The sequence below is a fragment of the Sedimenticola sp. genome, from assembly GCF_050289425.1.
Taxonomy (GTDB): Bacteria; Pseudomonadota; Gammaproteobacteria; order Chromatiales; family Chromatiaceae; genus Sedimenticola.
Map to the genome: position 1 here is coordinate 90,775 of NZ_JBNKFS010000010.1, position 13,975 is coordinate 104,749.

Genomic DNA, 13,975 nt, shown 5'->3' on the forward strand with positions numbered 1-13,975 from the left:
TTTCAGGCGCTTTTTTTTCAGGCGGTACCATCCCGGAATGTGTTACTATAAGCGGCTTAAAAAAGCGTAGTCCGGCTCTGTGGAAAAGGAGCCTGGATGGCGCGAATGCTGATTGAATGCCGTCATAAAACAAAAAGGTTAATGAACCACCTATGACCGAATTTGCCAAAGAAGTCCTCCCGGTCAATCTCGAAGACGAGATGCAGGCGTCCTACCTCGATTACGCCATGAGCGTGATTGTAGGGCGCGCCCTCCCCGATGTGCGTGATGGACTGAAGCCGGTTCATCGTCGCGTACTCTACGCCATGAGTGTGTTGGGGAACGACTGGAACAAACCCTATAAGAAATCCGCCCGTGTGGTGGGCGATGTGATCGGTAAATATCATCCCCATGGCGATACGGCGGTGTACGACACCATTGTGCGTATGGCACAGCCTTTCTCCATGCGCTATATGCTGGTGGATGGGCAGGGTAACTTCGGTTCGGTCGACGGCGATGCGCCGGCGGCCATGCGTTATACCGAAGTGCGGATGGCCCGGATCGCCCATACCATGCTGGACGACCTGGATAAAGAGACAGTCGACTTCATCCCCAACTATGATGAATCCGAACATGAGCCGGCGGTCTTGCCGGCCCGGGTGCCCAACCTGCTGGTCAACGGCTCTACCGGTATTGCGGTCGGCATGGCCACCAATATTCCGCCGCATAATCTGACGGAGATCGTCAACGGCTGTGTGGCCATGATCGATGATCCGGCCATCACTATTGACGGTCTGATGGAGTACATTCCCGGACCTGATTTCCCCACGGCGGCGCTGATCAACGGTGCCCGCGGTATCCACGAAGCTTATAAGACCGGCCGTGGCCGTATCTACGTCCGCGCCCGTACCGAGATCGAAACCAACGACAAGACCGGGCGGCAGACCATTGTGGTGCACGAGCTGCCGTATCAGGTGAATAAGGCGCGCCTGCTGGAGAAGATTGCCGAGCTGGTCAAAGAGAAGCGTATTGAAGGGATCAGCGAGCTGCGTGACGAATCCGATAAGGACGGCATGCGCATGGTGATCGAGTTGCGCCGGGGCGAGGTGGCCGAGGTGGTGCTGAATAACCTCTACCAGCACACCCAGATGCAGAATGTGTTCGGCATCAACATGGTCTCCCTGGTAGATGGCCAGCCGCGTCTGTTGAACCTCAAACAGATGCTGGAGTATTTCATCCGCCACCGCCGCGAGGTGGTGACCCGCCGGACATTGTTTGAGCTGCGTAAGGCGCGGGATCGTGCCCATGTGCTGGAGGGACTGGCGGTCGCTCTGGCCAATATCGACGAAGTGATCAAACTGATCCGTGAAGCGGCCAGCCCGGCGGATGCCAAGCGCGGCCTGCTGGAACGGCAGTGGCAATCGGGTGCGGTCGAGGCGATGCTGGAACGGGCCGGATCCGACGCCTCCCGTCCCCAGGGGCTGCCGCTGGAGTTTGGCCTGAGCGATCAGGGTTACCGGCTTACCGAGACTCAGGCTCAGGCTATCCTGGATTTGCGTCTGCACCGGTTGACCGGGCTTGAGCAAGATAAAATACTCACTGAATACAGTGAGATAATAGATAAAATTAAAGATTTACTTGATATTTTGTCCAGTCCTGACCGATTGATGCAGGTGATTCGGGATGAGCTGATCGCCATCCGCGATCAGTACGGCGACGCGCGCCGTACCGAGATCATCAGCAACCGATTGGACCTGACCCTGGAAGACCTGATCACCGAAGAGGATGTGGTGGTCACGCTCTCCCATGCCGGTTACGCCAAGGCCCAGACCCTGGATATCTACCAGGCACAGCGGCGCGGTGGCAAGGGTAAGACCGCCACCAGTACCAAAGATGAGGATTTTGTCGATCAACTGTTTGTGGCCAGTACCCACGACACCATTCTCTGCTTCTCCAGTCGCGGTCGGGTCTACTGGATGAAGGTGTATGAACTGCCCCAGGCGGGCCGTAATGCCCGCGGCAAACCGATCGTCAATCTGTTGCCGTTGGAGAAGGAAGAGCGGATCAACGCGGTGTTGCCGATCCGGGAATATTCCGAGGACAAATACATCTTCATGGCGACCAGCTCCGGTACGGTGAAAAAGACGCCGTTGGTCAATTTCTCCCGTAAGCGGGCCAGTGGCATCATTGCCGTGGACCTGCGGGACGATGACCAGTTGGTGGGTGTGGCGGTGACCGATGGCCAGCAGGATGTCATGCTGTTCACGTCTGCCAGCAAGGCGATCCGATTTAATGAATCACAGGTCCGTCCCATGGGCCGGACCGCCTGCGGTGTGCGAGGCGTCAAACTGGGGTCGGGACAGCGCGTCATCTCACTGATGATCGCCGAGCCGGGCCGGACAGTGTTGACCGTTACTGAAAACGGGTATGGCAAGCGTACGCCGGTAGAACAGTTCCCGCTGCGTGGTCGTGGCGGTATGGGCGTCATCTCCATCAAGGCTTCCGAGCGCAACGGCGAGCAGGTTGGCGCAGTGCTGGTGGAAGAGGGGGATGAGGTAATGTTAATCACCAACGGCGGTACTCTGGTGCGTACGCCAATCTCCGACGTGTCGGTGATGGGGCGAGATACCCAGGGCGTTACCATGATTCGCCTCTCCAAGAAGGAGAAGCTGGTGGGCATCGAACGTATCGAGTCGCTGGGCGGTGATGACGGCGATGACGAAGTCGACACCGAATCTGCAGAATCTACTGAGGAGTGAGTCACTTCTCGTTCTATAAAAAATTGAGAGCTGGAGAGGAAAACATGTCAAGAGTCTACAATTTCAGCGCCGGGCCAGCCGCCCTGCCTGAAGAGGTGTTGAAGCAGGCCCAGGAAGAGATGCTCGATTGGCAGGGCAGTGGCATGTCCGTCATGGAGATGAGCCATCGCGGCAAGGAGTTTATGTCCATTGCGGCTCAGGCCGAAGCCGATCTGCGCGAGCTGATGGCGATTCCTGACAACTACAAGGTGCTGTTCCTACAGGGCGGGGCCTCCAGTCAATTCTCCATGGTGCCGATGAATCTGCTGCGCGGTAAGGGCAGTGCCGATTACATTAACACCGGCTCCTGGTCCAAGAAGGCGATCGCCGAGGCGAAGAAATATTGTCAGGTAAACGTGGTGGGCGAGACCCCCTCCGGTCAGTTCACTGTGCCGGCTGCCGAGTCGCTGACGCTCAGCGCGGACGCCGCTTATCTGCACTACACCCCGAATGAAACCATTCAGGGTATTGAGTTCCCTTACCTGCCGGAGAGCGGTGACGTGCCTTTGGTGGGCGATTTCTCATCCACGATCCTCTCGCGTCCGGTTGACGTGAGCCGATACGGCATCATCTATGCCGGTGCCCAGAAAAACATTGGCCCTGCCGGTCTGACTGTGGTGATTGTCCGTGATGATCTGATTGGAAAGGTTGTGCCGGGTACCCCGGCGATGTTCGACTACAAGGTCCAGGCGGACGGCGAATCCATGTACAATACGCCGCCTACCTACGGCTGGTATCTAGCGGGTCTGGTGTTCCAGTGGCTGAAACGCAACGGTGGTTTGCCCGCCATGGCAGAGACCAACCAGCGCAAGGCTGCCGCCTTGTATGCGGCAATTGATACCTCGGATTTCTACAATAACCCGGTCGAGGTCGCTTGTCGCTCCTGGATGAACGTACCCTTTACCCTGGCTGACGCTGAACTCGATGCCAAATTCCTGGCTGATGCCAAAGAGGCCGGACTGGTTACACTGAAAGGCCACCGCTCTGTCGGCGGCATGCGTGCCAGCATCTACAACGCCATGCCGGAAGCGGGGGTGCAAGCCCTGATTGACTTTATGGCGGATTTCGAAAAACGCAACGGCTGAACTAGCAGGAGCGTGGGATAGCCAGAGTTTGGAGTGGCGGCAACGTTTGGAAAATGGAATAGATTTTTGGATAATTAATACTTATTAATCAGTTAATTATATTATATTTATAATCTATTTTATTGGGTAATATTGCGCGTCATCTGCCACCTCTACCGCAACCAGCCGGGGAGTTCGAGACTCCCCGGCGCGCTGTGTGCGACCTCCGGGTGTTCTGCGTTCCCTCAAAATTACATAAAAATTAGAGAGGGAGAACATCTATGCACAAAATTTTGACCCTGAATAATATCGCTGTGGCCGGACTGGACCGGCTGCCTCGGGATGGCTACGAGATCGCCTCGGAGATCACCCATCCGGATGCCATACTGCTGCGCTCCTACAAGATGCACGACATGGAGATCCCAAAAACCGTCAAGGCGATCGGCCGCGCTGGAGCGGGGGTCAACAACATCCCGGTTGAGCGTATGACGCAACAGGGCGTGGTGGTGTTCAATGCGCCGGGCGCCAACTCCAATGCGGTTAAGGAGCTGGTGTTGGCCGGTATGTTGATGGCATCCAGGAATATTGCCCAGGCCTGGGAATTTGCCAAAGGTCTGAGCGGTGAAGATGCCGAGATCAACAAGGCGGTGGAAGCGGGTAAGAAGAACTTCGTCGGCTTCGAATTGCCGGGCCGCACGCTGGGGGTGATTGGCCTCGGGGCGATTGGCGTCAAGGTGGCGAATGCGGCTCACGCGCTGGGCATGCATGTGATCGGCTACGATCCCACCATCACCGTTCGTAGCGCCTGGCAGCTCTCATCGGATATCAAACAGGCCCTGAGTGTGGATGACCTGGTCTCCAAGTGCGATTACATCACTTTCCATGTTCCACTTATCGACTCGACACGCCACATGATCAATGCAGAGCGCTTGAAGTGTATGAAAAAGCATAGCGTTCTGCTCAATTTTGCTCGCTCCGGGATTATCGATGATGCGGCGGCGGTAGCGGCGCTGGACAGCGGCCAGCTTTACGCCTACATCTGCGACTTTCCCAGTAATCTGCTGAAGGATCACCCCCGATGCGTTAGCCTGCCGCATCTTGGGGCCTCCACGGCGGAAGCGGAGGAGAACTGTGCCGTGATGGTGGCGGAGCAGGTTCGCAGCTATCTGGAGGATGGCAATATCACCAATTCTGTCAATTTCCCCGATATCAATCTGCCGCGAAACGGTGGTCACCGTATCGCCGTGGTCAATTCCAATGTCCCCAACATGCTGGGTCAGATCTCTACCGACCTGGCCGAGAGTAATCTGAACATTATCGATATGCTGAATCGTTCGCGGAACGATGTGGCGGTGACCCTGATCGATGTGGATCAGGCGCCGGATGACGCTACCCTACAGCGTATTGCTGATATTCCGGGTGTGCTTTCGGTGCGCTGTCTAGGTTGTACCGACTGATCCAATGCGTTTTTGGGTCTACTCCGTTATCGGAGTAGACCCAACGCCGTCATTCCGCCACGTCGCGGTGGCTGTGCGGCTCTGCATGCATAAGGTAGAATGCCCCTCTTTAATGGCGGACGGAGTGCGATGACTTCCCGCTACGTTACCCACACTTTCTATTTTGAGTTGGCCGACAACTATGAGTGACCAGGAGAGTCTGCAACAGATCAGAACCCGTATCGACGCGCTGGATACCCAAATCCAGGAGTTGATCAATCAACGTGCGGCGGCTGCCCAGGAGGTGGCCAAGATCAAGCAGCGGGAGGACGCGGACGCCTTCTTCTATCGTCCGGAACGGGAAGCGGCGATTCTCAGGACCATCAAGCAGCGCAATACCGGCCCCATGGGCAGTGAAGAGATGGCGCGGCTGTTTCGCGAAATCATGTCCGCCTGCCTGGCCCTGGAGCTACCGATGCGGGTCGCTTTTCTCGGCCCCGCCGGCACCTTTACCCAAGCCGCGGCTCTGAAGCACTTTGGCCATTCGGTAGGGACGATACCGATGCACTCCATCCCGGATATCTTCCGTGAGGTGGAGTCGGGTAACGCCCATTACGGCGTGGTGCCGGTGGAGAATTCCACCGAAGGTGTTATCAACCACACCCTGGACATGTTCATCTCTTCTTCACTCTCCATCTGTGGCGAGGTGATGATGCGTATACACCACCATCTGCTTAGCCTGGAGTCCGATCTGGACAAAATCAAGCGGGTGTACTCCCACCAGCAGTCTCTGGCGCAGTGTCGGCTCTGGCTGGATCGAAATCTTCCCAATGCGGAGCAGATTACCGTGGGCAGCAACGCCGAGGCGGCGCGTCTGGCCGGAAAGGAGAGCGGCAGTGCGGCGATCGCCGGTGAGATGGCTGCCGAGTTGTACAAACTGAAAGGCTTGGCACGCAATATTGAGGATGAGCCGGATAACACTACCCGGTTTCTGGTGGTTGGGCGCCAGTTGGCCTCTCCCAGCGGGGCGGACAAGACCACTCTGATGTGTGCGACGCGCAACGTGGCGGGTGGGCTCAATGCTTTGCTGACGCCGCTGGCGAAGCACGGTATCAGCATGTCGCGCATTGAATCCCGGCCCTCCCGTCAGGGAAACTGGGATTATCTCTTCTTTATCGATATCAACGGGCATCGGGAAGATGAGAATGTTCAGCAGGCGCTGGCCGCTCTGGAACACGAATCCCGACTGCTCAAGGTGTTGGGCTCCTATCCCAACGCCGTGCTCTAAATACGCCGTACTTTAAAAACAGGGAAATCCACCATGACCGAGACAGCCAACCGATTTCTAGACATTGCAGTACCTGGCGTGACCAACCTGAAACCCTATGTGCCGGGCAAACCCATCTCCGAATTGGAGCGGGAGCTGGGCATTACCGATTCGGTCAAGTTGGCCTCCAATGAAAATCCGTTGGGTTGCAGTGAACGGGCCAAAGCGGCGATTCGGACAGAGTTGGATCAAGTGGCGCTCTATCCGGATGGCGGAGGCGTCGAATTGCGCGCCGCCTTGGCGGCGAAGCATGGTATTGAACCGAATCGAATTACCCTGGGCAACGGTTCCAATGATGTGCTGGATATGATTGCCCGGGTATTTCTGGCGCCGGGTTACGAGTCGCTGTTTTCCCAATACGCCTTTGCGGTTTATCCCATCAGTAGCCAGGCGGTGGGCGCAACGCTGAATATCGTGCCGGCCAAGGCGTATGGGCACGATCTGGAAGAGATGCTTAACCGGGTCGGGGAGAAGACCCGGGTTGTCTGGATCGCCAATCCCAACAACCCGACCGGCACCTGGTTGAACGGCGAAGAGCTTGAGGGATTTATCGCCGCGTTGCCAGAAAACGTCATCGTCGTGGTGGACGAGGCCTATATCGAATATGTGGATGAGCCGGACTATCCCGACGCCAGCCAGTGGCTGGATAAATATCCCAACCTGATCGTGACCCGCACCTTCTCCAAAAGTTACGGCTTGGCCTCCCTTCGGGTTGGTTACGGCCTGGCCCATACCGACATTACCGATCTGCTGAACCGGGTGCGGCAACCGTTCAATGTCAACAGCATGGCACTGGCTGCGGCCCGTGCCGCGCTGGATGATCAAGATTTCATCAAGCGTTCCGTGGCCATGAACCGGGCCGGTATGGTACAGATGACAGCCGCCTTCGCCGAGATGGGATTGACGTACATCCCGTCGGTGGGCAATTTCATTACCGTAGATGTCGGCCGTGCAGCTGCCGAGGTGGATCAGGCACTGCTGCGTGCCGGCTGCATTACCCGGCCGGTAGCCAACTACGGTCTGCCCAATCATCTGCGTATCACTATCGGTACCGCCGACGAAAACAACCGGGTGCTGGCGGCCCTGAAGCAGGTATTGGCAGGATGACTATTCGTCGGCTGGCCATCATCGGTGTCGGGCTTATCGGTGGTTCGCTGGCGCGGGCGTTACGCGCCGCTGGGGCAGTCGGTGAGATTGTCGGTTGCGGCCGCGGTGAAGCTAATCTGCAGCGGGCGGTGGAACTGGGTGTTATCGACAGCTATACCCACGATGTGGGTAACGCGGTAAGCGGTGCCGATATGGTGTTTCTGGCCGTCCCCCTGGGTGCCATGCGGGACACCTTTGCCGCCATGCAGGGGCATCTGGCGGCCGACACGGTGATCACCGATGGCGGCAGCGCCAAAGCCAGCGTGATCGATGATTGCCGGGCGGTTTTTGGCAAGGTATTACCCAATCTGGTGGCCGGTCATCCTATCGCCGGCACCGAGAACAGCGGTGTGGAGGCTTCGTTTGCGGAGCTATACCAGAACCGGCGAATCATTCTCACTCCTACCGATGACACCGCGCCGGAAGCGCTGGCCCGGGTACAGGCGATGTGGCAGGCCTGTGGCGGGGAGATTACGCTAATGAGCGTGGAACACCACGATGAAGTGCTGGCGGCTACCTCCCATCTGCCTCACATGCTCGCCTTTGGTTTGGTGGATACCCTGGCGCGGATGAAGGAGAACGATGAGATCTTTCGCTATGCCGCCGGTGGCTTCAGGGATTTCACCCGCATCGCTTCCAGCAACCCGGTGATGTGGCGGGATGTCTGTGTCGCCAATCGCCGCGCCCTGGGACAGATGATGTCCCACTATCTCAGTGAAATGCAGGAGTTGGCTGAAACCATAGAACGGGGCGATGGCGATCGGTTACTGGCGATATTCAGTCGGGCCAAGAGCGCACGGGATCGCTATATTGATGGGGTGCTGGATTCCTCCGAGTAATCGGTCCACGTCTCATAGGCCGTGAAAACGACTGCGCTGCTCAAGCCGCTTTCTACAAAGCAACAGCAATTCGGCGCGGGCCGCCTCACTATAGGCTGTCCAGCCTTTAATCTCTTCGAGTGACCGGCCGCAGCCGACGCAGATATCCTCCTCATCCAGGGTACAGAGCCGTACACAGGGCGAATGCAGTGCTTCGGCCTGGGTCAACAACGGTTGATGCTTGGTGGTGTAAAGGTACATACCTTAGAGGGTAGATCATGCGTGGCCGGGACTAAACCCTCCGCATGACAGGGAAAATCGTTGCGAGAGAGCGGGTTAGGTCAATCTTTCTGTAGATAGGGATCGCACGCCAGCTTGTGCAGGAGCTGCCAACGTCTGCGATGGCCGGAGAGTGGGGTGCGTAGCAGTCGCTTGTTCAGGCCTTCGAGCAGAAGCGGGCGCGCTTTCTTTCCAAACTTCCACACTTGGATGCTTTTTTTCATCGTGTGTCTGTCAGGCGGCGACGGCACGGCGGGTGGGAAGGTCCGCAGAGCGGATGGCATCATGCAGCACTTCACCGGCGCATTCCGCGCAACGGCCACAGCAGGTGGCCACATTCAACTGCTCACTTAACGCCTCTAGCGAATGGGCGCCGTTACTGGCCGCGGTGCGGATATCCTTGTCGGTTACGCCATGACAGATACAGACATACATCTCAGGGTCTCCGTTACTAGTGCAAATGAGAATGATTCATAATATAATTAACCCCGTTCGATTTGTCCAGGCCTAAATTGAAGCGCAGCGCTTCAGCAGGGGGAGGTGGGTTGGTCTGTCGATCCGACTGAACTATACCTAAAGGGTATCCAGGCAATTATAAGGAGAAGAAGATGCGAGGAGAGAAACCGGTCATCGCTCAACTGAATACTGTGTTGCGGGGGCAGTTGACGGCTATAAACCAGTTTTTCCTACATGCACGGATGTTCGGGAATTGGGGACTCGAAAAGCTAAATGACCAGGATTATCACTGGTCAATCAAGGCGATGAAGCAGGCGGATAAATTGATTGAGCGGGTCCTGTTTCTAGAGGGTCTGCCCAATCTGCAGGATCTGGGCAAGTTGTTGCTGGGTGAGGATGTGCAGGAGATGCTGCAGGGAGACCTGTCGCTGGTATCGGGTCTGCGCACGGATCTGCAAGGGGCAATCGCCCTGTGTGAAGCGGAGCAGGATTTTGTCTCGCGTGATCTCTTGGAGGATATTCTGGAGGCGGAAGAGGCGCATATCGATTGGCTGGAGAGTCAGCTTTGGCTGATTACCCATACCGGCCTGGAGAATTATCAACAATCTATGACCGCGTAAGGCAGATCTTGGATAGGAGAGAATAATGAAGGGTAATCAACGGGTTCTGGAACAGTTGCAGCAGCTTTTGGCCGGCGAACTGGCGGCCAGGGATCAATATTTCATCCATTCTCGCATGTACGATGATTGGGGATTGCACAAGCTCTACGAGCGCATCGACCATGAGATGGCGGATGAAACCGGGCATGCGGATAGCCTGATCAAGCGTATCCTGTTCCTGGAAGGGGTGCCGGATCTCTCGGTGCAGGATGGGTTACAGGTTGGCCATACGGTACCGGAGATGCTGCAAAATGACCTGGACGTAGAGTATCGCGTGGTTGCCGCCTTGAGAAAGGCTATTGCCATCTGCGAAGAGGAGCGGGATTACCAGACCCGCGAGATCCTGGAGGTTATGCTGGATGACACGGAAGAAGATCACGCCTACTGGCTGGAAAAACAGCTTGGTCTTATCAAGCATATCGGGCTGGAGAACTACCTCCAATCACAAATGGGGGAGCTTGAGGGATAATGCTGCACGTGTACCGCGATACGCCATGGCGTGTTGGGGTTTGAGTCGGTGCTCTAACCGTTATGAAACCTTAGGGTAATTGTACTTATTTCTATATATTGCTTAAAGCATTGATATTTTTGAGTCATTGACTCAAATGACTCTTTGATTATTTCCCATCTGCCGGTTATATAATGGGGCTCTAATGAAGTTTTGAAGGAGTAAACCGGTGCAGCAGAAATTTGAACAAGCCATGGCGCTGTTTGATCAGGCGAACAGTGAGGATCCCAATCGGATAACAGTAGATGGGAAAGAGTGGCCAAAAGAGTTGCTCTATTCCCATCGTATGTCTGAAATGTTGTCGCGTTATGCGCCGGATACAGATGATGCCATGAGACTGGCGATTCATGCCCAGCACATCCAGCGCTGGAAAACACCCCGGGATTCCTATCCGGAGGGGCGCCAGGGTTATTTTCAGTGGCGTACCGGCCTGTATAAGTTCCACGCCGAGACGGCGGGGCGCCTGATGGCCGAAGCGGGCTATGACGAAGCGAGTATCGAGCGGGCCAAAAAAGCAGTAGGCAAAAAAGCCTTAAAGGTGAACCCGGATAGTCAATTGCTGGAAGATGTGGCGGATCTGGTATTCATCGAGCACTACATGTTGGAGTTCGCCGAAAAGCACCCCGAATACAGCGAAGAGAAGTGGCTCGACATCATCCGCAAAACCTGGGCAAAGATGTCCACGGCGGCCCAGGAGTTCGCCCTCTCCGGGGCGCTGAAGCTGCCGGAACCGCTCGTCCCCCTGATCCAGAAGGCGATCAGCGGAAAATAGATTTTGTTACCCGGCTTGCCAGGCTACCTGGCGGGGATGGGGTTGGATCCTGTACCCCTATGCTATAGTTCGCTTTTGTCATTTACTGTTAGAGAGTCAAACGATGGAGATAATAAAAAAGGTCATTTTGCTGGGTGTCGTAGGGATGATGCTAATAGGGTTAGCTGGCTGTGCGCCCGAAGTGGGCAGTGAAAAATGGTGCGCCAATATGAAGGAGAAACCGAAGGGCGACTGGAGCGCCAATGAGGCGGCCGATTTTGCCAAACATTGCGTCTTTAAATAACTAACGTACAAATGAAGGCGGGCGAGGATGCTTCCTTGCCCGCCTCATACTTACTGGTGTGGTGAATTTAAAAGCGGAGTCGCCGGCTGGCTTCACATCAATCCACCGGGTAGGCGGTACTCTTGCAAACCGTGCGAATTCCAAATGCAGTCTTGATTCGAGCCACACCGGGTAGGCTGGAGAGGTGGTGCTTATGCAACCGTTCATAGTCGGCTGTACCGGCCGCAGCGACCCGTAGCAGGTAATCCGCTTCACCGGTCATCAGATAACACTCCATAATCTCGGGATTTCGCCGTACAGCCGTTTCAAAGGCCTCCTGGCACTCCACGCTCTGGCTATTCAATGTGATCTCCACAAAGATGGTCGTCGACCTGCCAATGGCGGCGGGATCCACCAGCATTACATAACCGGCAATGACCCCGCGTTCCTCCAACTGTTTGACCCGTCTTAGGCAGGCGGAAGGGGAGAGATTGATCCGTTCCGCCAATTCGGCATTGGTCAATCGCCCATCGTTCTGGAGGGTTTTAAGAATCTTCCTGTCTATCGCATCTAGTTTCATTTTCCGTATATTATGCTAATAAAATTAAAATAATAAGAATATAATTGTGTAAATATTAACCTTATAGCTTGAATTTGCAAGCACTTGTTAATGGCTTTCACGTAAGCTTTCCCCAGTTTATCCACTTCATCACTGGAGCTGAAATACATGAAAGTCATCATTCTTGGCGGCGGCGTTATCGGGGTAACCAACGCTTACTATCTGGCTCGGGAAGGTCATGATGTGACAGTCATCGATCGCCAGCCGGAAGCGGCGATGGAGACCAGTTTTGCCAATGCGGGCGAAGTGTCCCCCGGTTACTCCGCGCCTTGGGCGGCTCCGGGTATTCCGTTGAAAGCCATTAAGTGGTTGATGATGAAGCACAGTCCGTTGGTGATTCGTCCGCAGCTGGATCCGGCTATGTGGTCCTGGAGTCTGCAGATGTTGCGCAATTGTACCAGCGCACGCTACGAGCAGAACAAGGGACGCATGGTGCGATTGGCCGAATACAGTCGCGACGCTATCAAACTATTGCGCGCGGAGACCGGTATTCAGTATGACGAACGCAGCCGCGGTACCCTGCAGATGTTCCGTACCCAAAAGCAGTTGGATGCCGCCCAGACCGATATGGCCATTCTTGACCGCTATGGCGTTCCCTATGAACTGTTGGATCGTGAAGGGTGCCTCTCTGTAGAGCCGGGCCTGGTTCATGTAAAGGAGAAGGTTGCCGGCGGCCTACGCCTGGTTAATGACGAAACGGGTGACTGCTTTATGTTCACTCAGGCGCTTGCCAAGGAAGCGGAGCGGCTAGGCGTAGAGTTCCGGATGGGCGTCAATATACGTCGTTTGCTTACGGAAGGACGGCAGATCAGCGGCGTAGAGACCGATACCGGCATCATTAGCGGTGACAGCTATGTGATGGCGCTGGGAAGCTATTCGCCACTGTTGCTGAAGGCGGTTGGCATCAAGGTACCGATCTATCCGGTCAAGGGTTATTCGATTACCTTGCCGATTGTGGATGCGGAATTGGCGCCGGTCTCTACCATTATGGATGAGACCCACAAGGTAGCCATTACACGCTTGGGCAGCCGTATCCGGGTGGCTGGCACAGCCGAGCTGGCCGGTTACAACCTAAACCTGGATGAACGCCGGGGTGAGACGGTGAAGCATGTTGTATCCGATCTGTTCCCCAAAGGGGGGGATCTTTCCAAAACTGAATTCTGGTGCGGATTGCGACCCATGACGCCGGACGGTACCCCCTGTGTTGGGGCGACACCACTCTCCAATCTTTATCTCAATACCGGGCACGGTACGCTCGGCTGGACCATGGCATGTGGTTCCGGAAGGTTGTTGACCGATCTGATCACTCATAAACGTCCCGATATCGATACCGAAGGACTCTCCATTGACCGCTATGCGGCTTAACGTTTACAGGTAACATCATGATGAATGCGATTCAAACCAGAGAGGCACCGGCGGCCATCGGACCATACTGCCAGGCGATGCAGATTGAGGGGTTGGTTTATACCTCAGGGCAAATACCGCTGACAGCAGCCGGTGAGTTGGTGCAGGGGGATATCCAGGTGCAGGCACGACAAGTATTCAAAAATCTTCGCGCTGTACTGGCGGAAGCGGGAACTTCTCTGGACCGGGTAATCAAAACCACGGTTTTTCTTCAGGACCTGAATGACTTTGGCCAGCTTAATGCGGTTTACGCAGAAGAGTTTGGCGATCATAAACCGGCCCGTTCAACCATTCAGGTGGCCCGTCTACCGGTTGATGCCAAAGTTGAAATAGAGGTGATCGCAAAGATCTAGTGTGGCCTTTACCACCTTTTTCCCTTACATGCCGGGACCTGAATGGATGTCGTTCCGGATTCCGGCATGTGATGGGTGGTCAAGTTTGTCAGACA

General features: G+C 55.6%; 16 protein-coding genes. 12 read left to right on the plus strand and 4 right to left on the minus strand.

What is annotated here, in order from left to right; genetic code table 11:
- Window positions 1–152 precede the first annotated feature (152 nt).
- The 6 genes from gyrA (at window position 153) to ACQY5R_RS08935 (ending at window position 8,589) form a co-directional block, all read left to right on the plus strand.
- Entirely contained in the window at window positions 153–2,738 is a 2,586-nt protein-coding gene (gene gyrA, locus ACQY5R_RS08910; protein ID WP_428607152.1) for a DNA gyrase subunit A, read from the plus strand.
- A gap of 44 nt (window positions 2,739–2,782) precedes the next feature.
- Window positions 2,783–3,862: a 3-phosphoserine/phosphohydroxythreonine transaminase gene (serC, locus tag ACQY5R_RS08915; RefSeq protein ID WP_428607155.1), complete on the plus strand. Its 1,080-nt coding sequence runs from the start codon at window positions 2,783–2,785 to the stop codon at window positions 3,860–3,862.
- A 260-nt stretch (window positions 3,863–4,122) separates the two neighbouring features.
- Entirely contained in the window at window positions 4,123–5,298 is a 1,176-nt protein-coding gene (locus ACQY5R_RS08920; RefSeq protein ID WP_428607158.1) for a phosphoglycerate dehydrogenase, read from the plus strand.
- Window positions 5,299–5,479: 181 nt separating this feature from the next.
- Entirely contained in the window at window positions 5,480–6,565 is a 1,086-nt protein-coding gene (gene pheA, locus ACQY5R_RS08925; protein ID WP_428607160.1) for a prephenate dehydratase, read from the plus strand.
- Between the two features lie 33 nt (window positions 6,566–6,598).
- Window positions 6,599–7,711 carry a histidinol-phosphate transaminase gene (gene hisC / locus ACQY5R_RS08930; RefSeq protein ID WP_428607163.1) on the plus strand — a complete coding sequence of 371 codons (1,113 nt, stop codon included), beginning with the start codon at window positions 6,599–6,601 and terminating at the stop codon, window positions 7,709–7,711.
- A complete protein-coding gene (locus ACQY5R_RS08935) occupies window positions 7,708–8,589 on the plus strand; it encodes a prephenate dehydrogenase (protein WP_428607165.1) in 882 nt (293 codons plus the stop codon). Before hisC ends, ACQY5R_RS08935 begins: the two co-directional genes overlap by 4 nt.
- Before the next feature lie 12 nt (window positions 8,590–8,601).
- On the opposite strand, the gene ACQY5R_RS08940 is transcribed toward ACQY5R_RS08935, so the two are convergent.
- The 3 genes from ACQY5R_RS08940 to ACQY5R_RS08950 form a co-directional block, all read right to left on the minus strand.
- Window positions 8,602–8,829 (minus strand): DUF1289 domain-containing protein, encoded by a 228-nt coding sequence (locus ACQY5R_RS08940; protein ID WP_428607167.1) that lies wholly within the window; start codon window positions 8,827–8,829, stop codon window positions 8,602–8,604.
- Between the two features lie 80 nt (window positions 8,830–8,909).
- On the minus strand, window positions 8,910–9,071 hold the full coding sequence (locus tag ACQY5R_RS08945) for a hypothetical protein (protein WP_428607169.1): 162 nt from the start codon (window positions 9,069–9,071) through the stop codon (window positions 8,910–8,912).
- A gap of 10 nt (window positions 9,072–9,081) precedes the next feature.
- On the minus strand, window positions 9,082–9,282 hold the full coding sequence (locus ACQY5R_RS08950; protein WP_428607171.1) for a bacterioferritin-associated ferredoxin: 201 nt from the start codon (window positions 9,280–9,282) through the stop codon (window positions 9,082–9,084).
- Window positions 9,283–9,455: 173 nt separating this feature from the next.
- Between ACQY5R_RS08950 and bfr (ACQY5R_RS08955) the strand changes: the two genes are divergently transcribed.
- The 4 genes from bfr (ACQY5R_RS08955) (at window position 9,456) to ACQY5R_RS08970 (ending at window position 11,525) form a co-directional block, all read left to right on the plus strand.
- Window positions 9,456–9,923, plus strand: coding sequence for a bacterioferritin (bfr, locus tag ACQY5R_RS08955; RefSeq protein ID WP_428607174.1), 468 nt, complete (start codon window positions 9,456–9,458; stop codon window positions 9,921–9,923).
- 25 nt (window positions 9,924–9,948) lie between these two features.
- Window positions 9,949–10,431, plus strand: a complete 483-nt coding sequence (gene bfr / locus ACQY5R_RS08960) for a bacterioferritin (RefSeq protein ID WP_428607176.1) — start codon at window positions 9,949–9,951, stop codon at window positions 10,429–10,431.
- 208 nt (window positions 10,432–10,639) lie between these two features.
- A complete protein-coding gene (locus ACQY5R_RS08965; protein ID WP_428607178.1) occupies window positions 10,640–11,242 on the plus strand; it encodes a DUF4202 domain-containing protein in 603 nt (200 codons plus the stop codon).
- A gap of 103 nt (window positions 11,243–11,345) precedes the next feature.
- Window positions 11,346–11,525, plus strand: coding sequence for a DUF3012 domain-containing protein (locus ACQY5R_RS08970; RefSeq protein ID WP_428607181.1), 180 nt, complete (start codon window positions 11,346–11,348; stop codon window positions 11,523–11,525).
- Between the two features lie 97 nt (window positions 11,526–11,622).
- On the opposite strand, the gene ACQY5R_RS08975 is transcribed toward ACQY5R_RS08970, so the two are convergent.
- Window positions 11,623–12,084 (minus strand): Lrp/AsnC family transcriptional regulator, encoded by a 462-nt coding sequence (locus ACQY5R_RS08975; protein WP_428607184.1) that lies wholly within the window; start codon window positions 12,082–12,084, stop codon window positions 11,623–11,625.
- Between the two features lie 147 nt (window positions 12,085–12,231).
- On the opposite strand from ACQY5R_RS08975, the gene ACQY5R_RS08980 reads away from it, so the two are divergent.
- Together ACQY5R_RS08980 and ACQY5R_RS08985 are read left to right on the plus strand one after the other, a co-directional pair.
- A complete protein-coding gene (locus ACQY5R_RS08980) occupies window positions 12,232–13,488 on the plus strand; it encodes a D-amino acid dehydrogenase (RefSeq protein ID WP_428607186.1) in 1,257 nt (418 codons plus the stop codon).
- A gap of 17 nt (window positions 13,489–13,505) precedes the next feature.
- The gene (locus ACQY5R_RS08985; RefSeq protein ID WP_428607188.1) at window positions 13,506–13,880 is read left to right on the plus strand and encodes a RidA family protein; all 375 of its coding nucleotides are present in this window, start codon (window positions 13,506–13,508) and stop codon (window positions 13,878–13,880) included.
- Window positions 13,881–13,975: the final 95 nt, after the last annotated feature.